The organism is Coleofasciculus sp. (genome assembly GCF_046539235.1).
Taxonomy (GTDB): Bacteria; Cyanobacteriota; Cyanobacteriia; order Cyanobacteriales; family Coleofasciculaceae; genus Coleofasciculus.
On record NZ_JBKHHI010000046.1, the window covers coordinates 1 to 24,799 of the forward strand.

The 24,799-nt window shown below is 47.3% G+C and carries 34 protein-coding genes; 3 read left to right on the forward strand and 31 right to left on the reverse strand.

The genetic code is table 11. The features are described from left to right. Positions 1 to 204: 204 nt before the first annotated feature. From prfA to rplC, 31 genes are all read right to left on the reverse strand, one after another. The gene (gene prfA, locus ACLFWI_RS06440; RefSeq protein WP_446412244.1) at positions 205 to 1,320 is read right to left on the reverse strand and encodes a peptide chain release factor 1; all 1,116 of its coding nucleotides are present in this window, start codon (positions 1,318 to 1,320) and stop codon (positions 205 to 207) included. A 108-nt stretch (positions 1,321 to 1,428) separates the two neighbouring features. Continuing rightward, positions 1,429 to 1,674, reverse strand: coding sequence for a 50S ribosomal protein L31 (rpmE, locus tag ACLFWI_RS06445; protein WP_006100490.1), 246 nt, complete (start codon positions 1,672 to 1,674; stop codon positions 1,429 to 1,431). Positions 1,675 to 1,771: 97 nt separating this feature from the next. After that, on the reverse strand, positions 1,772 to 2,188 hold the full coding sequence (gene rpsI / locus ACLFWI_RS06450) for a 30S ribosomal protein S9 (protein ID WP_446412245.1): 417 nt from the start codon (positions 2,186 to 2,188) through the stop codon (positions 1,772 to 1,774). Next, on the reverse strand, positions 2,188 to 2,643 hold the full coding sequence (gene rplM / locus ACLFWI_RS06455) for a 50S ribosomal protein L13 (RefSeq protein WP_006100413.1): 456 nt from the start codon (positions 2,641 to 2,643) through the stop codon (positions 2,188 to 2,190). Before rplM ends, rpsI begins: the two co-directional genes overlap by 1 nt. Positions 2,644 to 2,681: 38 nt before the next feature. After that, positions 2,682 to 3,527, reverse strand: a complete 846-nt coding sequence (gene truA / locus ACLFWI_RS06460; protein ID WP_446412246.1) for a tRNA pseudouridine(38-40) synthase TruA — start codon at positions 3,525 to 3,527, stop codon at positions 2,682 to 2,684. 9 nt (positions 3,528 to 3,536) lie between these two features. Beyond that, entirely contained in the window at positions 3,537 to 3,887 is a 351-nt protein-coding gene (gene rplQ / locus ACLFWI_RS06465) for a 50S ribosomal protein L17 (RefSeq protein ID WP_446412247.1), read from the reverse strand. Positions 3,888 to 3,978: 91 nt separating this feature from the next. Continuing rightward, on the reverse strand, positions 3,979 to 4,926 hold the full coding sequence (locus ACLFWI_RS06470; protein WP_446412248.1) for a DNA-directed RNA polymerase subunit alpha: 948 nt from the start codon (positions 4,924 to 4,926) through the stop codon (positions 3,979 to 3,981). A gap of 255 nt (positions 4,927 to 5,181) precedes the next feature. After that, positions 5,182 to 5,574 (reverse strand): 30S ribosomal protein S11, encoded by a 393-nt coding sequence (gene rpsK, locus ACLFWI_RS06475; RefSeq protein WP_446374109.1) that lies wholly within the window; start codon positions 5,572 to 5,574, stop codon positions 5,182 to 5,184. Between the two features lie 49 nt (positions 5,575 to 5,623). Further along, entirely contained in the window at positions 5,624 to 6,007 is a 384-nt protein-coding gene (gene rpsM / locus ACLFWI_RS06480) for a 30S ribosomal protein S13 (protein ID WP_446340174.1), read from the reverse strand. Between the two features lie 60 nt (positions 6,008 to 6,067). Next, the gene (gene rpmJ, locus ACLFWI_RS06485; protein ID WP_121968388.1) at positions 6,068 to 6,181 is read right to left on the reverse strand and encodes a 50S ribosomal protein L36; all 114 of its coding nucleotides are present in this window, start codon (positions 6,179 to 6,181) and stop codon (positions 6,068 to 6,070) included. An 87-nt stretch (positions 6,182 to 6,268) separates the two neighbouring features. After that, on the reverse strand, positions 6,269 to 6,493 hold the full coding sequence (infA, locus tag ACLFWI_RS06490; protein WP_006100613.1) for a translation initiation factor IF-1: 225 nt from the start codon (positions 6,491 to 6,493) through the stop codon (positions 6,269 to 6,271). A gap of 209 nt (positions 6,494 to 6,702) precedes the next feature. Next, positions 6,703 to 7,257 (reverse strand): adenylate kinase, encoded by a 555-nt coding sequence (locus tag ACLFWI_RS06495; RefSeq protein ID WP_446412249.1) that lies wholly within the window; start codon positions 7,255 to 7,257, stop codon positions 6,703 to 6,705. Positions 7,258 to 7,424: 167 nt separating this feature from the next. After that, a complete protein-coding gene (secY, locus tag ACLFWI_RS06500; protein WP_446412250.1) occupies positions 7,425 to 8,771 on the reverse strand; it encodes a preprotein translocase subunit SecY in 1,347 nt (448 codons plus the stop codon). A gap of 241 nt (positions 8,772 to 9,012) precedes the next feature. Further along, positions 9,013 to 9,462 (reverse strand): 50S ribosomal protein L15, encoded by a 450-nt coding sequence (gene rplO / locus ACLFWI_RS06505; RefSeq protein ID WP_446412251.1) that lies wholly within the window; start codon positions 9,460 to 9,462, stop codon positions 9,013 to 9,015. Between the two features lie 80 nt (positions 9,463 to 9,542). Beyond that, positions 9,543 to 10,064 carry a 30S ribosomal protein S5 gene (gene rpsE, locus ACLFWI_RS06510; protein WP_446412252.1) on the reverse strand — a complete coding sequence of 174 codons (522 nt, stop codon included), beginning with the start codon at positions 10,062 to 10,064 and terminating at the stop codon, positions 9,543 to 9,545. A gap of 26 nt (positions 10,065 to 10,090) precedes the next feature. After that, positions 10,091 to 10,453: a 50S ribosomal protein L18 gene (gene rplR, locus ACLFWI_RS06515; protein WP_044206597.1), complete on the reverse strand. Its 363-nt coding sequence runs from the start codon at positions 10,451 to 10,453 to the stop codon at positions 10,091 to 10,093. A 265-nt stretch (positions 10,454 to 10,718) separates the two neighbouring features. Beyond that, complete coding sequence (gene rplF, locus ACLFWI_RS06520) at positions 10,719 to 11,258, reverse strand: 50S ribosomal protein L6 (protein WP_446412253.1); 540 nt, start codon at positions 11,256 to 11,258, stop codon at positions 10,719 to 10,721. A gap of 63 nt (positions 11,259 to 11,321) precedes the next feature. Beyond that, on the reverse strand, positions 11,322 to 11,723 hold the full coding sequence (gene rpsH, locus ACLFWI_RS06525; RefSeq protein WP_006100562.1) for a 30S ribosomal protein S8: 402 nt from the start codon (positions 11,721 to 11,723) through the stop codon (positions 11,322 to 11,324). Between the two features lie 24 nt (positions 11,724 to 11,747). Continuing rightward, positions 11,748 to 12,293, reverse strand: coding sequence for a 50S ribosomal protein L5 (gene rplE, locus ACLFWI_RS06530; protein WP_446407561.1), 546 nt, complete (start codon positions 12,291 to 12,293; stop codon positions 11,748 to 11,750). A 105-nt stretch (positions 12,294 to 12,398) separates the two neighbouring features. Beyond that, on the reverse strand, positions 12,399 to 12,749 hold the full coding sequence (gene rplX / locus ACLFWI_RS06535; RefSeq protein WP_446412254.1) for a 50S ribosomal protein L24: 351 nt from the start codon (positions 12,747 to 12,749) through the stop codon (positions 12,399 to 12,401). Then, entirely contained in the window at positions 12,749 to 13,117 is a 369-nt protein-coding gene (gene rplN / locus ACLFWI_RS06540) for a 50S ribosomal protein L14 (RefSeq protein WP_006100476.1), read from the reverse strand. Before rplN ends, rplX begins: the two co-directional genes overlap by 1 nt. A 140-nt stretch (positions 13,118 to 13,257) precedes the next feature. Further along, positions 13,258 to 13,506, reverse strand: a complete 249-nt coding sequence (gene rpsQ / locus ACLFWI_RS06545; RefSeq protein ID WP_446407559.1) for a 30S ribosomal protein S17 — start codon at positions 13,504 to 13,506, stop codon at positions 13,258 to 13,260. 6 nt (positions 13,507 to 13,512) lie between these two features. Beyond that, the gene (rpmC, locus tag ACLFWI_RS06550) at positions 13,513 to 13,908 is read right to left on the reverse strand and encodes a 50S ribosomal protein L29 (RefSeq protein ID WP_446407558.1); all 396 of its coding nucleotides are present in this window, start codon (positions 13,906 to 13,908) and stop codon (positions 13,513 to 13,515) included. 6 nt (positions 13,909 to 13,914) lie between these two features. Then, entirely contained in the window at positions 13,915 to 14,328 is a 414-nt protein-coding gene (gene rplP, locus ACLFWI_RS06555; protein ID WP_446412255.1) for a 50S ribosomal protein L16, read from the reverse strand. 82 nt (positions 14,329 to 14,410) lie between these two features. Next, positions 14,411 to 15,136 (reverse strand): 30S ribosomal protein S3, encoded by a 726-nt coding sequence (gene rpsC, locus ACLFWI_RS06560; protein WP_446412262.1) that lies wholly within the window; start codon positions 15,134 to 15,136, stop codon positions 14,411 to 14,413. Between the two features lie 59 nt (positions 15,137 to 15,195). After that, positions 15,196 to 15,558 carry a 50S ribosomal protein L22 gene (gene rplV, locus ACLFWI_RS06565; protein ID WP_006100589.1) on the reverse strand — a complete coding sequence of 121 codons (363 nt, stop codon included), beginning with the start codon at positions 15,556 to 15,558 and terminating at the stop codon, positions 15,196 to 15,198. A gap of 58 nt (positions 15,559 to 15,616) precedes the next feature. Next, the gene (gene rpsS, locus ACLFWI_RS06570) at positions 15,617 to 15,892 is read right to left on the reverse strand and encodes a 30S ribosomal protein S19 (RefSeq protein WP_006100735.1); all 276 of its coding nucleotides are present in this window, start codon (positions 15,890 to 15,892) and stop codon (positions 15,617 to 15,619) included. Between the two features lie 40 nt (positions 15,893 to 15,932). Then, the gene (gene rplB / locus ACLFWI_RS06575) at positions 15,933 to 16,796 is read right to left on the reverse strand and encodes a 50S ribosomal protein L2 (RefSeq protein WP_446412256.1); all 864 of its coding nucleotides are present in this window, start codon (positions 16,794 to 16,796) and stop codon (positions 15,933 to 15,935) included. Between the two features lie 150 nt (positions 16,797 to 16,946). After that, entirely contained in the window at positions 16,947 to 17,252 is a 306-nt protein-coding gene (locus ACLFWI_RS06580) for a 50S ribosomal protein L23 (RefSeq protein WP_446412257.1), read from the reverse strand. After that, a complete protein-coding gene (rplD, locus tag ACLFWI_RS06585; protein WP_446412258.1) occupies positions 17,245 to 17,877 on the reverse strand; it encodes a 50S ribosomal protein L4 in 633 nt (210 codons plus the stop codon). The genes ACLFWI_RS06580 and rplD overlap by 8 nt, the downstream gene beginning before the upstream one ends. A 94-nt stretch (positions 17,878 to 17,971) precedes the next feature. After that, positions 17,972 to 18,607, reverse strand: coding sequence for a 50S ribosomal protein L3 (gene rplC, locus ACLFWI_RS06590; RefSeq protein WP_446412263.1), 636 nt, complete (start codon positions 18,605 to 18,607; stop codon positions 17,972 to 17,974). 1,022 nt (positions 18,608 to 19,629) lie between these two features. Between rplC and ACLFWI_RS06595 the strand changes: the two genes are divergently transcribed. The 3 genes from ACLFWI_RS06595 to ACLFWI_RS06605 all read left to right on the forward strand — a co-directional run. Beyond that, a complete protein-coding gene (locus tag ACLFWI_RS06595; protein WP_446412259.1) occupies positions 19,630 to 21,498 on the forward strand; it encodes a tRNA-guanine transglycosylase in 1,869 nt (622 codons plus the stop codon). A 30-nt stretch (positions 21,499 to 21,528) separates the two neighbouring features. Beyond that, entirely contained in the window at positions 21,529 to 22,830 is a 1,302-nt protein-coding gene (locus tag ACLFWI_RS06600) for a DEAD/DEAH box helicase (protein ID WP_446412260.1), read from the forward strand. Then, positions 22,785 to 24,799: DUF1998 domain-containing protein (locus tag ACLFWI_RS06605; RefSeq protein WP_446412261.1), on the forward strand; the 2,015-nt coding region annotated here is incomplete at its 3' end. The genes ACLFWI_RS06600 and ACLFWI_RS06605, both read left to right, overlap by 46 nt.

Sequence of the window (24,799 nt, forward strand, 5' to 3'; positions counted from 1 at the left end):
CACCGATAACGGAACAACAAAACCCGCCCTCTTCACCAATAAATCAACAACAAAACCCGTCCTCTTCACCAATAAATCAACAACAAAACCCGCCCTCTTGTCGTTTAGATTTAAGCCAAATGGCAAATGACGTAGCTTGCTTGAAGAAGAGCGAGTATGACACAAACAAAGGACAAAGGACAAAGGACAAATGACCAATACCAATTAAGCCAAAAGCGATTCCCCTTGTTCGTCCGACGTTGCCAACTCTTCCAAACGTTCCTGTTGATCTTGGGTAATGCAAGACTGAATCACCGACTCCAAATCCCCTTCAAGCAAATTATTCAGAGAATAGTTTTGACCCAAGCGATGATCCGTCACCCGATTGTCCTTATAGTTATAGGTGCGAATCTTCTCCGATCGCGAACCTGTCCCCACCTGCGATCGCCGCATTGAGGTAACCGCTTCCTGTTGCTCCCGCAGCTTCATTTCATACAGTTTAGCGCGGAGAATTTGCAACGCCCGCTCTCGGTTTTGCAGTTGAGAACGCTCCTCCGTACAGAAGATCCGAATCCCAGTCGGCTTGTGGAACAGATCAACCGCCGTTTCCACCTTGTTCACATTCTGTCCACCAGCGCCACCCGAACGGGCTGTGGAAACTTCTAAATCCTTCGGATCAACCTCAATTTCCACATCATCCACTTCTGGCATTACCGCCACAGTCGCGGTTGAGGTATGAACTCGTCCTCCTGCTTCCGTCACCGGGACACGTTGCACCCGATGCACACCTGCTTCAAACTTCAGCTTGCTGTAAACCTGTTCCCCTTGAATTTCCAGAATCGCCTCTTTAAACCCGCCCATGTCAGCCGGGGACTCACTCAATAGCTTCACCCGCCAGTTCTGAGTTTCGGCATAGCGGGAGTACATTCGGACTAAATCCCCCGCCCAAATACTGGCTTCGTCGCCCCCAGTTCCGGCTCGGATTTCCAACATGATGTTCTTATCATCATTAGGATCACGAGGCAAGAGTAAGATTTTTAGGCGCGTTTCCAACTCCTCCAGCTTGGTTTGCAGTTCCTCAACTTCCAGGGCTGCCATGTCGTACATTTCACCATCCCCATTGGCTTCCTTGAGGATTTGGCGAGCGCCAGTTAGTTCCTCCTGGGCTGTTTTCCAGAGTTCGTAGGTGCTAACCACTTCCTCTAAGGAAGAACGCGCTTTTGCCACCCGATGCACTTCCACCGGATCAGTGGCAATATCCGGGTCAGCCAAACGGCGCGTTAATTCGTGAAAGGTTTGTTCAACCGATTGTAATTTATCAAGTAGGTAAGTTTCCGCCATGGTTAACGCGATCGCTCCATTAAAATAGCCTAAAAAAGCATTGAAGAGCGAAGTCTAACTATTAAGAGTTAGGCTCCGCTACCGTCGAACACACTTCAAGCTACCTCGCTATTTCTCTTTAGACGATTGCTGCTCCGAGGCATTCCCTTCTAACATGCCGTATTTCCGCATAAAGCGCTCCACACGACCTTCCGTGTCAATAATTTTCTGGGTTCCGGTGTAGAAGGGATGATTTCCCGACCACACATCAACATGAATTTCGGGCTGGGTTGAACCAACCGTCATCACAACTTCTCCGTTGCAATAGACTTTGGCGTCTGGATACCACTGGGGATGAATATCAGGTTTTGGCATGGTTACTCTCCTCTGTGAGCAAGCGTTTCTTCGTTCTGTCGTTTGTGTCGTTTGGGGCGAAATCACCCCTGATGATTCGTCTTCTCTTCTCCCAATTCTAACGCTTCGAGTATTGGGGAGCTTTGCGGGCTTTATGTAAGCCATATTTCTTCCGTTCTTTGGCACGGGGATCGCGCGTTAAATACCCTTCAATCTTCAACGGAGAGCGATTTTCCGGGTCAAGTTCACAAAGCGCCCGCGCCACACCTAAGCGAATCGCATCGGATTGTCCCGTCAACCCACCACCGTGAGCATTGACTAGAATGTCATAATCATTTTCTAGACCCAAAGTTTCCAATGGTGATTTGGTCACCATTAAATAGGCTGGATTCAGATTAAAGTAGACATCGCCGGGACGCCCGTTAACAGTCAGTTGACCCGTCCCTGGAACTAGGCGCACCCGGGCAACTGAGGATTTACGGCGACCCGTTCCCCAGTAAACAGCGCGATTTTCCATCGGTTCTGTTGCTTGCATTAGTCTTGTTCTCCTGGAATGGTGTCAATGGTTAAGGTTTGAGGTTTTTGAGCGTCATGGGGATGAGCTGCACCCGCGTAAACTTTCAGCTTAGTAAAAAGTTTACGACCGAGGGAATTTTTGGGCAGCATCCCTTTCACCGCCTTTTCAATAATCCGTTCTGGTAGGCGGGCTTGTAAATGGGCAAAGGTTTCCGTCTTCATCCCACCCGGACGACCGGAATGGCGGCGATAGAGCTTCTGACTGCTTTTTTTGCCGGTGACGACTACTTTCTCAGCATTGACCACGATAACGAAGTCCCCTGTATCCATATGCGGGGAATAGGTCGGTTTATTTTTCCCTCTAAGAATCATGGCAATTTCAGTTGCCAATCGTCCCAGACGTTGACCTTCGGCATCGATAACGTACCAATTTTGTTCTAAAGAATCCTGAGTTGGCAGGTAAGTTTTTTGCATGAGTTTTTTTTGATTACTTCAAACGGTAAACAGTTAACCTAAACACAATTGAGGGGCGTCTCGGTCGGCAGCATAAACGTCGGCTGAGTATCAAACCACGTTTTTGGCGGAAACGGCGAGTTAGGGTAACCCACTCGTAACAAACACAGACCCTTTGCTGGCGCTGAATATTTGATCCGCTCTCGTTGTTGATTCACCCACAGTTGAGTAAACTCGTAGGGATCAAGGTTGCCCCGCCCTACCTCCACCAGCATGCCGACGAGTAGCCGCACCATGCCGTATAAAAATCCATCCGCCTGAATTTCAATATGAATAAATGAGCCATTCCGGTAACAGTGGGTGTCCTGAACCGTGACCCAGGAATGCTTCCGTCCAGAGTTGGCGCGATGGAACGCCGCCAGGTGGTGTTTGCCCCGTAGCGGATTAAGCGCCTCCTGAATCCGATGTTCATCTAAGGGAGCCTGATAGTAATGCCAACAAAACGATCGCACAAACAAGTTAGGACAAGCGTCTGTATAGATACTGTACCGATACCGACGCCAAATCGCCGAAAAGCGAGCATGCCAATTGGCGGGTACGGGGGCTGATGCCCGAATCAGGATATCCTCTGGTAGTCGGCTATTGAGCATCGGCATCCACCGCTCCCCCGGAATCGGACGGCTGCTATTAAAATGGGCGACTTGGGCAGCGGCATGAACCCCTGTGTCAGTACGCCCCGCCCCGTGTAAGGTTACAGGTTTTCCTTCGACGGTGGACAGAACTTGCTCAATGTCCGCTTGTACTGTGCGATGGTGAGGCTGTCGTTGCCAACCAGAGAAATTTGTACCCAGGTATTGAATCACCAGGGCGATGCGTTGAGTTGGCTTAACCTCGCACTCGGACATGACTTGAGTTCACACCAGCTCGATGATTGCCATTTCCGCATTATCCCCACGACGGCGCAGGGTTCTGAGTACGCGAGTATACCCACCGTTACGATTGCCATAGCGATCGCTCGCCCCTTCAAACAGAGCATGAACTAACTGCTTGTCGTACAGATAGCCCAAGGCTTGACGGCGAGACGCTAGGGAGCCATCTTTTGCCAAGGTAATCATTTTTTCTACTTGGGAACGCACAGCTTTTGCCCGCGTTTTGGTGGTGGTGACCCGACCATGACGAATCAACTCCGTAGCTAGGCTTCTGAGCAGCGCTCGACGCTGGTCGGCTGGTTTTCCCAGTTTGGGTACGCGACGACGATGACGCATTTTCTTTTATTCCTCTACAATCCCACAACAACGAAAACTTTTTCAATCGAATGGCTAATCGAGTTGACGATTAGCCATTTAGTCTCAATCCTTAAGTTGGTTTAGCCGATTTTTCGTGGGGTAATGTAATCCCCAAGCGTTTTTGCAAGGCATCGATGACTTCTTCGGCAGACTTTTGACCAAAGTTCTTGATTTCCAGCAGATCCTCCTGGCTATAATCTAAGAGATCGGCAACGGAGTTAATTTGCGCTCGCTTGAGGCAGTTATACGCCCGCACCGACAGTTGCAGTTCTTCAATCGGAATTTGGCTGGTTGGATCTTCATCTTCCGGACGACCCACAGGCTCTGGCTTCAGCTCGATATCTTTCAGGGGATTGAATAAATCCACCAGAATGTTAGCGGCTTGACTCAGTGCTTCCTGGGGTGACACGCTGCCATTTGTCCAAACATCTAAAATTAAACGGTCTTTTTCCAGAGAACCGTCAACACGGGTATCCTCGACGCTGTAGTTCACCTTGGTGACCGGCATGAATACGGCGTCAAGTTGCAGGAAATCGACTGAAGATGCTTCATCACGCCCCCGTTCTACAGAGCGATATCCTTTGCCTCTTTCGATGCGAAACTCCATTTCCAGTTTGGCACCGTCGGCTAGGGTCGCGATATACTGACCCGGATCAACAAATTCTACGTCCGACGGTAGGTCAAACTGAGCCGATCGCACGGTTGATGGTCCAGTGATCATGACTCGACCAATATGGGGTCCGGGCGTATAACTTTTGAGGACGACTTCCTTCATATTCAGGAGAATTTCTAGGACATCCTCTCTGATTCCCGCAATGGTGGCAAACTCATGATTGACTCCAGCAATTCGGACTGCAGTAATTGCTGTACCTTCTAGGTTAGACAGGAGAACCCTTCTCAGGGCGTTGCCAACTGTTGTACCTTGACCACGATCGAGAGGTTCTAGGACAAATTTGCTATATTGACTTTGATTCTTTAGTGTTTTGGATTCTACGCACTCAATCTGAAACTGCGCCACGGAGTGACCTCCCTCCTTTAATTCATAGGAACCCATCAAAAGCACGCTTGCGAGTACTTTTGACTTGTTGTTGCGCCTAACCCACCATTTGGGACAAGTGGCACTAAGCAAAGTATTGGTGGTTGGCATAATTCGCTTGATGCTGACACTTGATTTTGTTGTCGAGTCGAGACGGATACTGGTTAAACCGATTTACAGGTTTTCAATCAAACTCTGGGTTTAACCTCCCCAATTCCCGTTCCCAATTTCCCGATCCTAGACGCGGCGTCGTTTCGGGGGACGGCAACCATTATGAGGAATTGGCGTGACATCCCGAATTAGGGTAATTTCTAGTCCTGCCCCTTGTAGGGCGCGAATAGCCGTTTCTCGACCTGCACCAGGACCACTAACCATTACCTCAATTTGACGCATTCCTTGGTCTGTTGCTCGACGGGCGGCGTTATCGGCAGCGGTTTGAGCGGCAAAGGGGGTGCCTTTCTTAGCTCCCTTAAATCCACTTGATCCCGCTGATGCCCAGGAAACAACATCACCTCGCGTGTCAGAAATGGTGACGATGGTATTGTTGAAGGTGGACTGGATGAATGCCATTCCATTGGGAACGTTTCGTTTCTGCTTTTTTGTACCAGTTTTTTTAGTTGGTCGCGGCATATCGCTTTAGTTGGCTATCTTAGTGATGGGTGTGAACTGAATAAGATTGTTACTTCTTCGCTGGTGCTTTTTTCTTCCCGGCAACGGCAATACGTCTGCCTCGGCGGGTACGGGCATTGGTGCGGGTTCGTTGACCGCGCACAGGTAACCCTTGGCGATGACGACGCCCGCGATAGGTGCCAATATCAACAAGGCGTTTGATATTCATGGCTTCCCAGCGCCTTAAGTCACCCTCAACCTGATAGTCGCCCTCGACCACCGATCGCAGGCTGGCTACGTCAGCATCGCTTAAATCCTTGACGCGGATATCCGGATTCACGCCCGTTTTTGCCAGAATTTCTTTGGAGCGAGATAGACCAATTCCGTAGATGTAGGTTAGACCAATTTCTATTCGTTTATCGCGAGGTAGGTCTACACTGGCAATTCTTGCCACGGTATTTTTCTCCCTTTTACTGCTTTTGTGCTACAAATGAGTCTTATAGAGTCTGGTGGATTACCCCTGACGTTGTTTGTGCTTGGGGTTTGGACAAATAACCATTACTCGACCTCGGCGTCGAATAACGCGACATTTTTCGCACATTTTGCGGACTGATGCTCTAACCTTCATGGTTTTTTTAGTTACAACGCAAGCACATTATCATATCATTTTTTGGTTCCCGCGTCAAATAAATCTCGAAATCAACCCTACCGATTTTTATTTTTTGCGAAGTCGGTAGGTGATTCGCCCCTTGCTCAAGTCATAAGGGGTCAGTTCAACTTTGACGCGATCGCCCGGTAAGATTTTGATGTAGTTACGGCGAATTTTGCCAGAAATATGGGCAAGGACGTTGAAGCCATTATCCAAATCAACCCGAAACATGGCGTTCGGCAAGGATTCGGTTACCGTCCCTTCCATTTCAATTAAGTCTTGTTTAGCCAATTTTGTCGTTCCTCAATACAATTGCTCACTAATTCCCCTCCACACAGATAGAGATTTGTCCAGGGAGTGTTAACTTATGTTATCAAAATCCTCCCACAAAGAGCCTGTCCCAATGAAGGGAAGCCTTAGAAATAGTAACGACTTACCCCAGAGGAGAACATCCCTCAAAAGTGAGACGGCGTTGGTTTTCCGGTTTGGGCATTGATGACTTAACTCGACATCACCTGCTGCAGAGAGTCCGTAACCGCCTCCATTGGTCTATCCCCATCAATCTCGCGTAAGATTGAGTGATCGCGGTAAAACTCAATCACCGGTGCCGTCTGTTGTCGGTAGACGTCCAAGCGTCGCCGAATCGTCTGCTCATTATCATCTTGGCGTCCCCGTGAGAGTAACCGTTTCAGGATTGATTCATCGGGGACATCCAAATAAATGGCATAATCGCAGCGCTGATCGAGCTCCTGAAGCAGATTCTCTAGAAAAGCCGCTTGACTCACATTGCGCGGAAACCCATCCAGAATCCAACCCGCTTGAGTATCAGGTTGTTTAAGGCGATCGCGAATCATATCCAGAATCAATTCATCCGGCACCAACTCCCCTCGTTCCATAGAGGACTGCGCCTTTTGTCCCAGTGGTGTAGATGCGGCGATCGCACTCCGTAGAATATCCCCAGTAGATATGTGAGGAATCTGATAAAGCTGAGCGATATGCTGAGCTTGTGTTCCTTTTCCTGCCCCTGGTGGTCCTAAAAAAACTAATCGTGTCATTGGTTATTTGTCATTCGTCCTTTGTCATTTGTCATTTGTCCTCTGTCAATTTGATGTCTTTTCTACAACGCGGATCAAATCCAGCTCTCACCTCTAGAGAAAACCTACAGATTTAGGGTTCATCAACACTGAACAAAGGACAAGTAATCAATGACATAGCCGCAATTTTACTGCTTAACCATACCCTCGTAACGCTGTGAAATCACATACGTTTGAACTTGTTTCGCCGTGTCAATTGCCACACCGACCAAAATCAGTAACGAGGTAGCGCCTAGCCCTCTAAACGTGGTCACTCCCGTCGCACTTTCGACAGCCGTTGGCACAACCGCCACCAGTCCCAGGAAAATGGCACCCAAAAACGTCAACCGATTCAGCACTCGCTCAATATAGTCGCTTGTGGCTTTACCTGGACGAATTCCCGGAATACTCGCTCCCATTTTCTTCAAATTCTGCGACATATCAACCGGATTCACGATCAACGACGCATAGAAGTAGCTGAAAAAGAGAATTAACACCAGATAAACCAGTACATACAGCCACGGCGTCGGACCATTCGGGCTGATATACAGTGCCACCTGATTGAACCCTTGCATGAGCGAACCTAAAAAGCCTTCACCTGTGCCACCACGAGCAAAGCCAGCCAGGGAGGTAGGCAGAATCAAAACCGCTGAGGCAAAGATAATCGGCATTACCCCACCTTGGTTCAGTCGTAGCGGCAGATAACTCGTCCGTTCTCGATAGAGGCGACGTCCAACTTGTCGTCTTGCCGAAATAATCGGAATCCGGCGTGTTCCCTCCTGAACAAAAACAATCCCCACAATCATCACCAGGAAAACCAGGAGCAAAATGACCACCTTACCTGCCATTTCTCGCCCCCCCGTCTGTGCCAATTCAATCGTTTGACCCAATGTCCGGGGCAGAACTGCCACAATATTGACAAAAATCAACAAAGATGCTCCGTTACCAATCCCGCGTTCGGTAATCACTTCCGAAAGCCACATGACAAACATTGAGCCAGCCGTGATGGCTAGCACGGTTTCCACAAAGAAAATAGTTCCCGGATTTGTGGCAAACTGGCTAGCAAAGATTGCCAAACCTACACTTTGTAATATCGCCCAACCCAAGGCAACATACCGGGTAATTTGAGAAATTTTCCGGCGTCCGGCTTCCCCTTCATTCTTCTGTAAATTTTCCAGAGTGGGGATAGCTGCCGTCAGCAACTGTAAGATAATCGACGCATTAATATAGGGCAAAATTCCTAGGGCAAAAATTCCCAAAGCCGAGAATCCTCCCCCAGAGAAAAAATCTAAAATGCCAACGATGGGAACGTTTCCACTTTGGATAGCTGTGGAAAGTTGTTCCCGATCAATTCCCGGTACAGGTAAAAATACACCAAACCGGGCTAGGATCAACAAACCGATGGTCAAAAGCAACCGACCTCTAAGACCGGCAGCTTGTGCCATCTGCATAAATGTTTCTTGAGCCGTTGGAGCTTTGTCTCGACTGACGACCATAAAGGGGTACCTCTAGATGACACAGTGTTGACCTCTCCCTGGTATAAATAAACAGGGATTCTAATCGGATACTTCGGAACCCATTAAAATTGCGTCCCTTCAGATCTGATTAGAGTTCCAGATCAATAACCTGGATGGCGCGGTCAAAAACGCCCTACAGACCTTGGTTAGATCAAGACCTAACTGTATCTCTACGTTTCTCAAACTATTAGCAGCACCATTACCCGCCAACGCTAAAAAGTTACGCCTCAATCACTTCACAACTCCCGCCCGCCGCCTCAATTTTTTGGCGAGCGCCAGTCGTGAAGGCAGCAGCTTTAACGTTTAGTGATACATTCAACTCCCCGTCGCCCAGAATTTTCAGCGGTCCGTCGTTAGTGGTGACGATACCCGCTTCCATCAGTGACGGTAATGTCACCTCTGTATTGGCAGGGAGTGATGCCAACTTACCTACATTTATCGTAGTGTAATGTTTGGGATTAATCACCGTAAAGTGTTTTAGCTTAGGTAAGCGGCGGTACAAAGGCATCTGACCCCCTTCAAACCCCGGTCTTGTACCCCGACCCGATCGCGATTTTTGACCCCGCATGCCAAAGCCACAGCTAGCACCTTGACCCGCGCTAATCCCGCGACCAACACGACGACGACGTTTCTTTGCACCTGCTTGGGGTGCTACAGTATGGATTCTCATAATTTAGATCGTGAAACTCAAAACTCAGACGTGCCATGGCACGTCTCTACATTTAATACTCAAAACTCAACACTCTACCTTTAGACATAGAGCTTCTCAACCTCAACCCCGCGTTCTTGAGCCACTTCAGCAAAAGTCCGCAGAGCATCTAGAGCATTAACGGCAGCTCTGGCATTATTCAAGGGATTATTAGAACCCAATTGCTTGGCTAAAATATTACGAACCCCTGCCAATTCCAACACTGTCCGCACAGCGCCGCCGGCAATTACCCCTGTACCGGGTGCAGCGGGTCGTACCATAACCTTGGCACCAACCGCCGCTCCATTAGAGGGGTGAGGAATGGAATTCGACTTGGTTAACGGAACGTCGATGACTTGCTTTTTGGCATCGACAACCCCTTTGCGAACAGCGCCAATCACATCACTGGCTTTGCCCACACCAACGCCTACCTGACCGCGCTCATTGCCAACCACAACGATTGCACGGAAACTTAATTTTTTACCGCCTTTGACCACCTTGCTAACTCGACGGATTTGAATAACCCGTTCTTGCCAGGTGCTGTCTTTTTCTTTGGCGCGGTTACCTTTACGACGATTTGCCATAATTTAAATTTTGCTTTACTTAACTTCTAGAAGTCTAACCCAGCTTCACGCGCCGCTTCTGCCAAAGCTTTCACGCGACCATGGTAAAGGTTTCCTCCCCGGTCAAAAACAACCTGAGATATGCCTTTTTCCAACGCTCGCTGGGCAATTAACTGACCCACTTTAACCGAGGCGTCACAGGTGGCGCCTGATTTTACCTCTGACTTTAGTCCAGGTTCTAGAGTGGAAGCCGCCACTAGGGTATGTTGCTGATGATCATCAATAACCTGCACATAAATGTGCTGATTTGAGCGAAAGACCGCTAATCTTGGACGTTCAGCACTACCTTGGACTGTCCGGCGCACGCGCCGATGTCTACGGCGGACTGATTCTTTACGAGTAAGTTTCATGGTTTTCCTTGGGGATCTACTACTGGTACTCGTGTGTTTGACATTTGGTATAACCCATAAATGTTTTAGTCTCTTCGCCCAACTGCATTAGCGTGTCTTGGCTTTACCCAACGCTCTGACCACTAGAGCCTAGAGTGGTACAGACTAGAGAAGCATCTGTACGTCCGTAACTAATGCCGTCTCAACGGGCTATTCAACAGTTAGTTGCCTCACCGGAAGTGGTTCCGGCAATCCCCAGCCGTCTTTACAGTGGGGTAGTTGAAGGTTACTTCTTACCTGCTTTACCAGCTTTACGTCTAATCATTTCACCGACATAGCGAATGCCTTTCCCTTTATAAACTTCAGGGGGACGCACTGCGCGAATTTTCGCCGCTGTGTTGCCAACAATTTCTTTGTTGATCCCGCTAACAATCACGTTAGTATTCCCTTCAACTGCTAGCTGCACGTCTTCAGGAGGGACAATTTCCACGGGTTGACTGTATCCGACATTCAGAATTAAGTTACGTCCTTGCACCTGGGCGCGATAACCGACCCCTTGGATGGCTAGACGTCTCTCAAAGCCTTTGGACACCCCTTCAACCATGTTGGCAACCAGGGTACGAGACAATCCGTGGCGCTGACGGGCAAGTTTGGATTCATCCCGCCGCCGCACTTGGATGGTTTCTCCTTCTTGTTCAATGGTGACTTGTTTCGGTAGAACTCGTTGCAGTTCTCCTTTGGGTCCTTTGACGGTAACCTGTTGACCTTCAATGGTCACGGTCACTTTATTGGGAATTGTTATTGGGCGTTTGCCAATACGCGACATGATTTTATACTCCTTATCCCGGCAAAAGAATTCAAAAGATCTCAAGTGCTGATTTGATCCGTGCTACCAGATGTAACACAGCACTTCACCACCGATTCCTTGTCGTCGGGCTTCCCGGTCAGTCATGATCCCACTTGACGTGGAAATAATCGCAATACCAATACCACCCAAAACTCGCGGTAATTCCTTGCGATTTTTGTAAACTCTGAGACCGGGTTTACTCACTCGTTTCAGCGCTCGGATAATGGGTTGACGAGTTTTTCCTTTGTATTTCAAAGAAATCACTAAGTATTTTTTGATGCCTTCCCCAGCTTCTTCAAACTCGGCAATAAAACCTTCCTCTCTCAAGACTTGGGCAATTGCACGGGTCATTTTTGTGGCTGGGACATTTGTTGTTTGATGCCGCACCAAGCACGCATTCCGAATGCGGGTCAGCATATCTGCAATTGTATCGTTTGCCGCCATTAGTTCCTTCCTATTCTTACAGGCTTATTTCTCCCGGAAAGGCATTCCCATCTCTTTGAGTAAAGCGCGACCCTCTTCATCGGTGTTTGCCGTGGTAATAATTGAGATATCCATGCCACGAATTTGATCGATACTGTCGTAGTCTATTTCCGGGAAAATCAGTTGTTCTCGGATGCCTAAGGTGTAGTTACCGCGACCGTCGAAACTGCGAGGGCTGATCCCGCGAAAGTCACGAATTCGCGGCAGGGCTAAGCTAATTAGGCGATCCAAGAACGAGTACATCCGTTTTGAACGCAGGGTCACCATGACCCCCACGGGCATTCCTTCACGGATTTTAAATCCCGCGATCGCTTTTTTGGCACGGGTGACCACCGGTTTTTGACCGGTAATTATCGCCAGTTCACTCAATGAGGATTCCAGGGCTTTAGCATTTTGAGATGCTTCTCCTAATCCCCGGTTGACGGTGATTTTGGTCACACGCGGGACTTGATGGATGTTTGTATACCCAAACTGTTCTTTAAGTTTGGGAACAATTGTGTCTTGATAGTGTGTTTTCAATCGGTCAGACATGGTGGTTATCCTTTTTCCCTGGGCTTGGTCAGGGTAATTTGTCCTTTGTCATTTGTCATTCGTCCTTTGTTTTTTTTGATAACTCCAAAGGACTTGACGAAAAGATTAGTCAATAATTTCACCCGTTTTCTTCAGCATTCGTACCTTGCGTCCCTCTTCAGTCAAGGTGTAACAGATACGACTTGCCACTTTTTGCTTTTCCGAATACAGCATGACATTGGAACTGTGAATCGGGGATTCAATGGTAGCAATTTGACCGGTTTCCCCTTCTTGCTGAGGCTTAACGTGTTTGGTTTTAACATTCACGCCTTTGACGACAACCTTACTGTCTTTCGGTAAGGTTTGCAGAATTTCTCCGACCTTACCTTTATCGTGACCACTAATCACTTGCACCGTGTCGCCTTTTTTGACGTGCATTTTGTAACGCGGTGGCGCATTTTCTGTCTTTTTAGCCATCAGAGTACCTCCGGCGCTAAGGACACAATTTTCGTGTAATTTCTTTCCCGTAGTTCTCGCGCTACTGGACCAAATACGCGAGTTCCTCTAGGATTGCCTTCCGGGTTAATAATCACAGCCGCATTATCGTCAAAACGAATACTCATGCCGCTTTCCCGACGCAATCCTTTACGAGTGCGGACAATAACAGCCCGAACCACATCGGACTTTTTAATTGCCATGTTAGGAATCGCATCCTTAACCACAGCAATAATCACGTCACCCACACTACCGTAACGTCGATTTCCAGAACCGACGACGCGAATGCACATTACTTTACGCGCACCGCTATTGTCAGCCACATTTAAATAGGTTTGTTGTTGAATCATCTGATTTGTACTCTTGATTCAGAGTTATGAGTTGTGAGGCAAGTCGGAGTGGATTTCACGATCGTTTCTTACCGATTCGTGACCATTTAAAACCCAAAACCCAGTTCCTTCGAGGGTGGCGAAGGGTCAATAGGCCTTAATTAAATTGAGGCACTATTGAGAATATCCTTAACCTGCCAGCGTTTCGTGCGACTGAGAGGTCGGGTTTCTTGAATACGGACGCGATCGCCTTCTTGGCAGCGATTTTCTTCATCGTGTGCCTTGTATCGCTTGGTCTTGACAACGATTTTGCCGTACTTCGGGTGGGGCGATCGATTTTCGACAGCAACAACCACGGTTTTATCCATTTTGTTGCTCACAACCAAACCAACTCGTTCTTTAACTGCCATCGCGGTTTACTCCTCTTCTTTTGCCTCAGATGGTGAGGATTCAGGGGTGACTTCAGTCGCCTCGGGTTCACTCACTGACTCTTGCTCATCGGCTTGAACCGACTCTTCTACCTCAGTTTGAGGGGGTTGAGTCGCGGCTGTAGCCGTTGTCGCTGCATCGACTGAATCACTCACCGTTTGTGGGGTTGTCTGTTCAGACACTGCTGCCAATTGCCGTTCTCGCGCGACAGTCATCATCTGAGAAATGCGATGTTTGAGATGCTTAAACTGATGGGGTTTTTCCAAACGGCGGGTGGCTTGTTGCAACCGCAGTTCAAATAGCTCACGCTTGGCAGCTAAAATTCCATCGGCTAACTCTTGATCGCTTAAGGTTCTGGCGTCGTCTATTTTGGGCAAAGGCATAAATACTTATTCCCCTTCACGAGTAATGAACTTTGTTTTAATGGGAAATTTGTTAGCCGCTAGACGCATGGCTTCGCGGGCAAGGGGTTCGGGAACACCAGCGATTTCATAGAGAACTCGACCGGGTTTAACCACAGCTACCCAATATTCAGGTGACCCTTTCCCGGAACCCATACGAGTTTCCGCCGGACGCATGGTCACAGGTTTATCTGGAAACACGCGAATCCAGATTTTTCCGCCCCGGCGAATATAGCGAGTCATGGCTCGACGACCGGCTTCAATTTGACGCGCCGTAATCCAGGACGGTTCAGTCGCTTGCAAGCCAAAGTCCCCAAAATTGAGGGAGTTGCCGCGAGTAGCTTGACCTCTCATCCGCCCGCGATGCTGTTTGCGGAATTTTGTACGTTTAGGACTTAACATAGTGATTTTTGTCCGTTATCAGTTAGTCGTGATTGTTTCTCCTTTGCCTGTTGTCACCTGCTTCAGGACAAAAGACAAAAGACTATTCATTGGAACGATCTTCAAATTGCTGGCGACGCCGTTGTTGACGGCGACGGGGTTGAGCGGTGGGCGGCGGGGCGACATCTTCGGTAGACGGAATGATTTCGCCTTTGAAGATCCAAACTTTCACGCCGAGAATCCCATAGGTAGTGCTAGCGGTACGGTAGGAATAATCAATATCCGCCCGCAGGGTATGCAGGGGAACTCGACCTTCACGAGTCCACTCCGTTCGCGCAATTTCCGCCCCATTCAGGCGACCACTCACTTGCACTTTGATGCCTTGGACATCTGCCCGCTGCGCCCGTTGAATCGCTTGACGAACAACTCGGCGGAAGGACACGCGGCGTTCGAGCTGTTGGGCAATATACTCCGCAATTAGCTCCGCATCGGCATCCACCCGAGCGACTTCAATGACATTGATGCGAATTTGACGATTGCTCCCCAAAAGGTCTTGTAGACCTGTACGCAAGGATTCAATGCCACTACCGCCCCGACCAACCACGACACCGGGTCGGGCTGTATGAACTTCTAAATCAATTTGATCGGCTTTGCGTTCGATCCGGATCATCGAAATTCCGGCGTTACTCAGGTTTTTTTCGACATATTGTCGGATGATGTAGTCCTCTTGCAGGACTTCTGGGTAACGCTTGGTATCAGCAAACCAACGGGAGCGATGCTCTTGAGTGATACCTAAGCGAAAACCAATTGGATGAATTTTTTGTCCCACGAATCCTTCCTTTACTTTTTGTTTGTCCGTTGTCAATCGTGATCATTGATGACGATTAACTAGTCCTCAACTTGGGGTGAAACCGCCACCGTTATATGACAAGTTGGCTTGCGAATCTGATAAGCTCGACCTTGGGCTCTGGGGCGATAGCGCCTAAAGCTGGGTCCCATATCAGCCGAAGCATGGCTAATCACCAAGTTTGTTGGATCTAAACCCGCATTATGTTCGGCATTCGCCACGGCGGATCGTAGGACTTTCAGCACGGGTTCGCACGCCCGGTACGGCATAAATTCCAGAATAATCAGGGCTTCGCGGTAGGAACGTCCGCGAATCTGATCAAGAACCCGCCTGACTTTAAAGGGGGACATGCGAATGTAACGTGCGATCGCTTTGGTTTCTACTGTCGTATCTATCGTCGCCATAGTTTTTCTGATCATCTAATGGGCAAGAGCGAGATAAAAGCTGCCAACTCCGCGTCGATTAACGCGCCCGGCGATCGCTTTTAGAATGACCGCGAAAGGTACGAGTTGGGGCAAATTCGCCCAGTTTATGCCCCACCATCTGCTCATTGATAAAAATCGGCACATGGGTTCTGCCATTATGAACAGCGATGGTATGACCCACCATTTGCGGCAGAATGGTTGAGGCGCGTGACCAGGTTTTAATCACCTGCTTTTCGCCTTTAGTATTCAAGGCTTCAATCTTACTTAGAAGACTGTCGGCAATAAATGGACCTTTTTTTAACGAACGACCCATAATCTCAATATGGTAAATGGTCAGTGATTGGATGCAAGCGTTAAGCTTGACGCCCACCCCGTTTTCGCTTCGAGGATTTGCGCCGACGGCGGACAACTAAAGCTGTGCTTTGTTTTTTCGGCTTCCGAGTTTTAGCACCCAAAGTAGGTTTACCCCATGGTGTGACTGGACCTGAGCGACCAATAGGCGCTCTGCCTTCACCACCACCATGGGGGTGATCAACCGGGTTCATCACGCTTCCTCTGACTTGAGGACGGCGTCCCAAGCGACGGCTACGACCTGCTTTGCCTAAACTGAGGTTACGAGCATCACTATTCCCCACCTGTCCAATCGTGGCGTAGCAATTCCGCTGCACCATGCGAACTTCCGTCGAGGGTAGCTTCAGCGTGACATACTTTCCTTCTTTGGCAACGACTTGGGCACTCACCCCAGCCGCCCGGACGATTTGACCGCCTTTTCCGGGTATCAGTTCTACGTTATGCACGCTGGTTCCTAGAGGGATATTGCTCAGAGGTAAAGCATTACCCACCTCAATCGGAGCATCGGGTCCAGAAATCACAGATGCGCCCACTTCTAAACCAGCCGGATGCAAAATATAGCGTTTTTCGCCATCCTGATAGTAAAGCAGGGCAATCCGGGCGTTCCGGTTAGGGTCATATTCAATAGATGCTACTTTAGCCGGAATATTGTGCTTGTTCCGGTGAAAGTCGATGATCCGGTAGAGGCGCTTGTGTCCACCTCCCCGACGCCGACTGGTAATCACCCCCCGATTATTGCGACCCTTGGGACGGTGATTAGATTTCGTTAGCGATTTTTCTGGTTCATCGCGAGTAATTTCGGCAAAGTCTGAGATCGTAACCTGACGGGTACTAGGTGTATAGGGTCTATAACTACGAGTTCCCATAAAACTATCCTTTATTTGTCATTTGTTATTTCCAACTCGGTCGGGGCGGGTTTAGTTACATCGGGGTTGGGTCAAAAACGATAGTTGTGAAACCCGCCCCTACATCCATAAAACCAAATTCCTTGAACCAAGCGAAGGGTCAAAACTGTTTTATACCTCTGGGAACAGGGTAATTGAGTCTTCAGGCGCTAAGGTGACAATTGCCCGTTTATACTGGGGCTTGTACCCGATAAATCTGCCGACGCGACGCTTTCGGCGAGGTGGCATTAAGGTATTTACACCCGTAACTTTGACATCAAAAAGGCTTTCTATTGCCGCTTTGATTTCAGGTTTAGTGGCTTTGGGAACAACATCAAAGACGTATTTGTTATCTTCTAATAGCAATGTGGCTTTTTCTGTCACAATTGGGCAAAGCACCATGTCTGCCAAGTCGCCGGGGTTAGTAGATTTAGTCACTGTAAACCTCCTGAATTTTGGCAAGGGCTGTATTGGTGGTGACAATTTTGTCAGCGTTTAATACATCGTAGACATTTAAGCTGTCAGCATAGATTAGCTTGAGGCTTGGCACATTACGCGCTGACAAATAAACCTGCTGTGCGGGGTGTGGTAGAATCAACAGGACTTTTTGATTGGGATCAATTCCCCAACGTGCGATCGCGTCCATCAAGTCTTTGGTTTTAGGACGGGGCAGTTGCTCGGCAAATTCTTCGACGACAATCATATCCTCAGCTCGACCCTGCAATGCTGTTCGCAGTGCCAATCGCCGCTCTTTGCGGTTCATTTTCAGGTTATAGTCTCTAGGCTGGGGACCAAAGATGATGCCCCCACCTCGCCACAAGGGTGAGCGGTTTGAGCCAGCCCGGGCGCGACCGGTGCCTTTTTGCCGCCACGGTTTACGTCCGCCCCCTCTAACTTCGGCGCGGGTTTTCGTGGATGCGGTTCCTTGACGAGCATTGGTCATTTGTCGAACTAATGCTCGATGAACAATGTGAGACGCACTATTTTCTTTGGCGACTTTCAGCTCTAGGGTTGCCTGTCCCACTTCTTCCCCTTGCCAGTTTCGCACTATACAATCGACCATAGTTTTTAGTCCTTAGTCTTTATTCTGGTTGTTCATGATTCATCGGTGGGCATAAACAATGAATAATGAACAATCAACAATCAACAATGTATGACTATCGCCCGACTTTATTCGTGGGTGCAATATTTAAAAGAGCTCCTGGCTTACCGGGAACTGCCCCTTTAATAATCAGTAGGTTTCGCTCTGTGTCTACGCGCACCACCTGTAGTTTGCGAATGGTCTGACGTTTACCACCATAACGACCCGCCATTTTCTTCCCTGGGAAGGTACGACCGGGCGTTGTTCCAGCACCAGTGGAACCGGGTAAGCGGTGGTTTTTTGAACCATGCGCCATAGGTCCGCGCTTAAAGTTATGGCGTTTTTGATAGCCAGCAAAGCCGCGACCAATGGTATTTCCAGAGATATCGACCAGTTGACCCGCACTAAATATCTCCGCATTAATAACTTGACCGAGTTGGAATTCGTCGGTGTTATCTAGGCGATATTCGCGCAGGTGACGTAAAGGGGGAGCCTCAGATTTGGCTAAATGCCCCTTTTCTGGCTTATTGATTGCCTTGTCTTTAACTTCGTGATAGCCCAGTTGCACAGCACTGTAGCCATCCGTTTGCTTGGTTTTGATTTGAGTCACCCGACAAGGACCCGCTTGAACGACTGTGACAGGAAGGGCGCGTCCTTCCTCGTCAAAGACTTGGGTCATGCCGAGTTTCGTGCCGAGGATACCGACAGACACTGGCTTCTCCTTTCTAGACGGTACAGCGAGGCAAATTTGGCGTTGATTCACAAGTGAATCCGCTCTACCTCAGCAGGTTATCTTCCTGACTAATCGACAGGGATTTCCTCGATTGAGGTTAATTCTTGCCTGGTTAGTTGTGGAAATTTTGGTTAGTCCTGACTAACCGCGTCGCCTTGGAACGCTGGGACTTAAGGTGTTATCTCCTTAGTATCCCCACGAGGCGCAGTGCAAGTGCCAAAGGTCAGAAGCTGCCACTACAAGAGCTATTTGGCTTTTTGATCTGAGTTCACTCTAGTTCTACTGTAGAACTAGCATACCTCAACTTGGTGGTTTGACTGGATAAATCCAAGACCACAGCTTCTGTTGACCTAAGTTGCGATCGAGTAAGTCGCGATCGTGCAACTGGCAATTTGGTCACAATTGCTCAGTATAGAATAATTCCCTAGCTTTGTCTAGGAAATTGGCGACAATTTTATGAATCTGAGTCAGCCAGCCTGGAAAGCCTTACCAATGGGGGTGTGTAGAGGCGATCGGCTTGTAGCAGCTATCTTATCCAACCAGAATAATTCAAAATTTCAGGGTTTGCCCATAATCCTCTGCGTACCTAGAACGTTATCTTCTGTGTGAAGAGTTTCAGCCAGCCTAGGAGTAGGACATCCATCAAACAAATAATTCAGAGCGCACAGAGCGCATGTCGGTCATCCGTGTCAACTTAAGCAACCGGGATTTACGCAGGCTTTACCGTTAAACCACTCACTATCTGTAGGGAACATGTCGTGTCCCTACCATAATGCTCGGCTACGAGTATCCTAGCCAGAGGCGAGAAACGAGGGTTTTAGAGTGCCAGAAGATAACAGCAGAATACTTGGAGGGAATTTAGCTTAACTCTTGCCCCAAACTATGGATAAACAATTCTGTTGGATGTGACAATAATATTTTTATATTTAAATCAAATGCAATCAGCATATTTTCAGATTTTGCTGTAAGATTTATTCTTATCAATAATTCTTGATTTATATATGTTTTCATCAAAGGAATTCAAGCATGGTCGTATAGGCAAATTACATCTTTCACAAATAGACAGGAAAATCTCTACGCCACATCTGTTTCCGGTAGTCAGTCTAATGACAGGTACAACAGCGAAGGGGGGAGGTTTGTGGAAGTATGTACTCCAAGAAAACCAATCTTATGGTCTGATGCGCCGTGACCTGCCCATGATGTCTCAAGTTCTTCATTTTTTGGACTTCATTCGCGATCGACCCCATGAATTAGAAAAATGGAGAAAGCGTGGGATAAAACAACGTTACAACCAGGAGGTTTCGCCCTCCCCCAACTATACAGCTCCTCTATTTCTAGATTCGGGTGGTTTTAAGCTGCTTTGGAATAAGAGTGTAAATCTATCCGCGTATGGTTTATCAATCGACGATCAAAAGGGATTCCAGGTGATTCTGGACTTACAGAAGGATTTAGGGGGAGATATTGTTGCCACACTAGACTACCCTTTACCGCCGGGATTAGCGCGGATCGAGGCGGAGGAACGCATGCATAAAAGTATCAATAATGCGGTAAATGCTGCCTTGTATCTACGGGATAATGTAGATTATCAACCCTTTCTTTATGTTGCAGCTCACGGTCAAGACCGAGATAGTATGGGCAGGTATGTTCAACGGGTTTTTCAGAGATTTGAATCTCCAGAATTGAAAGATTACCCATTCGGTTTAGCTGTCGGGTCATTAGTGCCTCTGCGAGGAGGTCATAAATATTCAGCAATTGTTAATCTTCTCTTAGGTTGCATCGAAAGTATTCCGAAAAAACGGCGCCATGAAATTCCGATCCACGTTTTTGGGGTAACGGGCAATATTGTACCCATTCTCGCTTATCTGGGAGTGGATAGCTTCGACTCTAGTACTTATGTTCAAGAAACTCGAAGTCTGAGCTACATTGATCCTAGAACTGGGCGTTTCTTGCCTGTACTAGAGATGGAACAGTTAATTTGTGATTGCCCGGTGTGTCAGCAGCTCATAGCTGAGATGATAAATCTTGAGGAAATACAAGAAGCATTGACATCGGAAATTCGCGGTCGTCCTCAGCCCAGTGGTCGCTACAAAAGTGAATATTATGGATATATTGCCTTGCACAATTTGGAGATGGATTTACGAATTGTCAAACAAACGAGGGAAGCGATAGAAGCCGATACCTTGCAAGATTATCTCATCGAACACACAGAGAAGTTTTCTCAACTGCGACCTGTTTTGGATGCGATCGCGCAAGAAGATGAGAGTTTGCGCGTCAGGTTATCCCGCACCCTAGTCTCGATGCCTCAAAAGTCTAAACCTAAACGAGATGAACGGATTGTGTCTCTGAACTACACGCCAGATGACTTCGATATTCTGAAAAATGGTTATCAGCCGCCTCAAGACAAGCGGGTGTTACTGATTATCCCTTGTTCAGGTGGCAAGCCCTATTCTAAATCCCGTTCCCATCGTTTGATTGCTGAACGCCTTGAACAAGGTTTGGGTGAGAAGACGAAACTGATTCAAAAAGTGACACTTTCTGGACTCTATGGTATTGTCCCCGAAGAATACGAGCTGGAAGACGCGATTCTAGGTTATGACTTTCGCTTAGAGCGTTTCAATAGGGAGCAGATTACCTTGGTGACCAATCGTCTAGTGACGTTCTTGGAACGGTACAGCAAATACGATGCTTATATCGGTTATGTTACCAGTAGTGCCTATCGTACTGTATTAGAGCAGGCAGCTAAAAAGGTTTCCTGTTTGCAGGTACTTCCGGTTAAGCCCAAGACTCGCAGACTGACGGAGTTTTTCCGCCGGGAAAATATAGCTGAGTTAGTGGAATGGGTGAGCGCTATCTTGGATAGTGGGGAATAATCAAATCTAGACTTCACACCTGAGTGATCTATGTCTTATCGTGATCTTCGTCTTCTGCTTGAGAGTCTCTTCGCGAGGTTGAATGCGGCAAATGCTGTTCCCCATCCAGATGAGATTTGGGCAGACTGCGATCAAGATATTCTCCACCTACTACAGCTTAACGGTATCACAGATGAGTTCACTGATCTAGGTGATGGGATTCAGCTTCCTAAAGCTATAGAAGCAGCACGACTATTACAGAATCTACGTCAACGCTTTGATACAGATGGAAGCGCAAATCCAGTAGTGGGGCGTATTCGAGCCGCCGTTGTTGAGAAACAGCGTCCCACGCGAAATGTAGAGAGAGCTACAATTCAAGCTACAGGTAACGACATTGGTAACATTGTTAGATTAACTCCTGACTCATTTACCCACTTTTCCAGATTTCAGGTAGAAGGCTGGCAAAGGGTATTGAATACGATTCATAACCGCGAGGGGATAGTTGTCGTTGCTCCGACAGGAAGCGGCAAAACAGAAGTCTTCTTAATGCCCCTCATTTATGCGATCGCTCAATCAATCCGTCAAAATCCTGAGTCTCCTCAGCGCTTTATTACCCTTTATCCACGAGTTGCTCTACTCAAAGATCAGTTGGCTCGCATTTTCCGTTATGTTCACCGTGCGGAGCAAGAATTTTTGACAACGGGACAACTGTCTCTATTGAGTAGTCAAACTATTGAGCAGGGAATTATTATTGGTTTCCAATTTAACGGTATTTGTGCTAATGCTTCAGAAACTTTGGATAATCGAAATGTCTTTGAGGAGGATGGTACATTTAAGATTGTAGATCGGTGTCCTATTTGTAACCAAGGTCAACTTAAAGCTGATAGAGATCGCAGGAGTCGCCGTTACCATTCGAGAAATGTACCCAGTGGCGTTACTATACTTTATTGCAATAACCCGACCTGTGGAAATGGTTCTGAGTTTCGTGTCTCTATTGCAAAAAATGATCATGCTAAAACTCGTCCTCATATTTTAGTCACGACTGCCGAATCTTTAGATCGCCTTTATCTCAATCCAAAACCGAACTTTGAAAATTATCTACGACAGCTAACAGGTGTTGTTTTTGATGAAGTCCATTTATACTATTCAATCTATGGCGTTCATATTCATAACCTGATTAATCGGCTAGAAGAATGGCAGAATGGTCAGCGTCTAGCCAAAATTGCTTCTAGTGCTACAGTTTCAGAGCCACAGCGTTTCGCGGCTAATTTTTTCTATGGGGAACCTGGCGTTGGGTCTGGGAAACTTTGCATCAATGCCATATCATTCGACACTATTATGATCGACAGTTAGCCGAACTTAACAGTTCTCCCCGTTCTGCTCAAGATCAAGGTCATGTAAGACGTATTCTTCAAGATTGGATTCAAAGAGAGAAGGAATTATTGGGGAATTATTTAAGCTTAGAACAATTACTAGAGCAAATTCAGGAAGAATCTCCACAGGAATTACATAACATTGTGCAGGAAGTTATTAATGCTGTCAATAGTTTTCTGTCTCACCAAGGTGTGAGTGCTGATGATGTACGCCGACAATTAGGCAGACTTGACATAGAGTTAGGTCAGTTATATTACACTGACGAGGCAAATCAAGAACTTCTTGAACAAATTACTGGAATTCAAAGAACAGTTAGAGACACTTGGCTGTCTCTAAGCCGACAACAGGCTTGGCAAATTGAATTACGTCACGTTGAATGTTTGTATGACTTCTTTCGTACCCTAGAGAGACTATGTGAACCCAGGATTCTAAATACGGCTCCCGATGTTTTGAAGATTGCGCTTCAAGCCATGTTTTATTTACATCTAGGGCTAAATGAATCAGATACGCCAGAAGGACATCAGTCTCAAATCGAGGAGTACAGCTATTACATACCCGATGCCTATTTTCAGACTGTCAAACCTATCATCATAGAAGCTCGGTATCTATTGGGTTCAAGATCTAATTTTGATTTATATCAAGAAAACCTAACTGAATTATCAACAACCTTTATACCCTATAAAACAGTATATCGCTATCGCCCTAATCCTGACTCACAGCCTAATCCTAATATTTCCTATTTAACTGTACTCAGCCTTGAACATAGACCTGATTGGGTGAGTGATGATCGAGAAACTGTGACTATTCGTCTGCGTTCTGAAGGCGTAACACGAGGCGGAATACAATTTCCCAAAAAAATTCATGTTAAATTTCTAGAAAGTGATTCCCAAGGTCAGCAAATCGTGGCGTTTTGTCCTCGGTGCTACGCGATCCATAATATCCGGCACAATCGTTGTAATTGCCATGAAGAATTACAACGAGTCAAGCTTTATGCTCAACCTATAGTTGAACGAACTTATGAAGCTTTAGTTGAACCACGCCCAATTACACGAAGCTTGAGTATTATCGATCAAATGAGAGGTAGTACTATTGTCAGCGGCTCTTCCGTCGAAGCTCGACGAGTATTTTGGGATGCTGAAGTTCGTTATTACAGATACATCGCTAATGTTCACCCATACAGTTTTGACTCGCTATATGACACACCGATTCAATACGGCATTCCTACCAAAGGAATTACCTGGAATTTAGCTAGTGTTGTAGAACAGATATTACCGGATAATAATTTGCGTCAACAAGTAGAAAGCGTTTTTATTGACGGAACCCATAAGGAATTAAACGAGGAGCTAGTATTACATACAGCCTCTCACCTCCTACATAGAGCGATCGCGGCTATCAGTGGTGTTAATGAGCAAGAACTTGAATACTCCTATAGTGAGGCTACTCCAGATAATCCTCCAGAAGTCGTGGTTTGGGAGCGCTACGAAGGTGGTGCAGGGGTTTCAGAAGTCTTTGAAAATACTTTGCGGACTAACCCTGTAGCCGTTTATCAGGAACTTTTAGGTTCTATTCTTTGCCCGATAGATTTAGCGGAAAATCCCACCTGGACATCGGTTGAACAATTACGCGCTGAACTTGCTCAACGTTGGTGTTTACCAGAAGACAATGAACTTATTGTTAGAGTTGTAGAGGAAGCTGAGGCAGAGCGTCAAGTTCAAGTTCAACAACAAGAACAAGGGGAAGAAGAACGAATGATGTGCAAATCGCCTCAAGGACATGATGGTTGTCCCGCCTGCATTCACACAACTTACTGTACAGAACGCGATAACCAAGATTTGAGTGTTAGCCGTATGGTTGGTGAAGCTATCCTGCGCTGTTTCGTGCAACAGGTAAATAGGGAAGAGCAGGAGGTTTTGAGCAATCAAGCGATTATGGAGGGTTTCCAGCAACC

Bases quoted from the DNA above. Each gene is read 5' to 3' on its own strand.
- ACLFWI_RS06495 (WP_446412249.1), bottom strand. From the start codon at position 7,257: ATGACACGATTAGTTTTTTTAGGACCACCAGGGGCAGGAAAAGGAACA.
- rpsI (WP_446412245.1), bottom strand. From the start codon at position 2,188: ATGCAAGCAACAGAACCGATGGAAAATCGCGCTGTTTACTGGGGAACG.
- rplO (WP_446412251.1), bottom strand. From the start codon at position 9,462: ATGAGAATCCATACTGTAGCACCCCAAGCAGGTGCAAAGAAACGTCGT.
- rpsH (WP_006100562.1), bottom strand. From the start codon at position 11,723: ATGGCGGCAAACGATACAATTGCAGATATGCTGACCCGCATTCGGAAT.
- rpsS (WP_006100735.1), bottom strand. From the start codon at position 15,892: ATGGGTCGTTCGTTAAAAAAAGGTCCATTTATTGCCGACAGTCTTCTA.
- rplV (WP_006100589.1), bottom strand. From the start codon at position 15,558: ATGGCGACGATAGATACGACAGTAGAAACCAAAGCGATCGCACGTTAC.
- rplE (WP_446407561.1), bottom strand. From the start codon at position 12,293: ATGTCTGACCGATTGAAAACACACTATCAAGACACAATTGTTCCCAAA.
- rplD (WP_446412258.1), bottom strand. From the start codon at position 17,877: ATGGTCGATTGTATAGTGCGAAACTGGCAAGGGGAAGAAGTGGGACAG.
- rpsQ (WP_446407559.1), bottom strand. From the start codon at position 13,506: ATGGCAGTTAAAGAACGAGTTGGTTTGGTTGTGAGCAACAAAATGGAT.
- rplM (WP_006100413.1), bottom strand. From the start codon at position 2,643: ATGCAAAAAACTTACCTGCCAACTCAGGATTCTTTAGAACAAAATTGG.
- rpmC (WP_446407558.1), bottom strand. From the start codon at position 13,908: ATGCCTTTGCCCAAAATAGACGACGCCAGAACCTTAAGCGATCAAGAG.
- rplN (WP_006100476.1), bottom strand. From the start codon at position 13,117: ATGATTCAACAACAAACCTATTTAAATGTGGCTGACAATAGCGGTGCG.
- truA (WP_446412246.1), bottom strand. From the start codon at position 3,527: ATGTCCGAGTGCGAGGTTAAGCCAACTCAACGCATCGCCCTGGTGATT.
- rpmE (WP_006100490.1), bottom strand. From the start codon at position 1,674: ATGCCAAAACCTGATATTCATCCCCAGTGGTATCCAGACGCCAAAGTC.
- rplQ (WP_446412247.1), bottom strand. From the start codon at position 3,887: ATGCGTCATCGTCGTCGCGTACCCAAACTGGGAAAACCAGCCGACCAG.
- rpmJ (WP_121968388.1), bottom strand. From the start codon at position 6,181: ATGAAGGTTAGAGCATCAGTCCGCAAAATGTGCGAAAAATGTCGCGTT.
- rpsK (WP_446374109.1), bottom strand. From the start codon at position 5,574: ATGCCGCGACCAACTAAAAAAACTGGTACAAAAAAGCAGAAACGAAAC.
- ACLFWI_RS06595 (WP_446412259.1), top strand. From the start codon at position 19,630: ATGTTTTCATCAAAGGAATTCAAGCATGGTCGTATAGGCAAATTACAT.
- rplX (WP_446412254.1), bottom strand. From the start codon at position 12,749: ATGGCTAAAAAGACAGAAAATGCGCCACCGCGTTACAAAATGCACGTC.
- ACLFWI_RS06600 (WP_446412260.1), top strand. From the start codon at position 21,529: ATGTCTTATCGTGATCTTCGTCTTCTGCTTGAGAGTCTCTTCGCGAGG.
- rpsE (WP_446412252.1), bottom strand. From the start codon at position 10,064: ATGGCAAATCGTCGTAAAGGTAACCGCGCCAAAGAAAAAGACAGCACC.
- secY (WP_446412250.1), bottom strand. From the start codon at position 8,771: ATGGTCGTCAGTCGAGACAAAGCTCCAACGGCTCAAGAAACATTTATG.
- rplF (WP_446412253.1), bottom strand. From the start codon at position 11,258: ATGTCGCGTATTGGCAAACGCCCAATAACAATTCCCAATAAAGTGACC.
- rplB (WP_446412256.1), bottom strand. From the start codon at position 16,796: ATGGGAACTCGTAGTTATAGACCCTATACACCTAGTACCCGTCAGGTT.
- prfA (WP_446412244.1), bottom strand. From the start codon at position 1,320: ATGGCGGAAACTTACCTACTTGATAAATTACAATCGGTTGAACAAACC.
- rplP (WP_446412255.1), bottom strand. From the start codon at position 14,328: ATGTTAAGTCCTAAACGTACAAAATTCCGCAAACAGCATCGCGGGCGG.
- rplR (WP_044206597.1), bottom strand. From the start codon at position 10,453: ATGAAACTTACTCGTAAAGAATCAGTCCGCCGTAGACATCGGCGCGTG.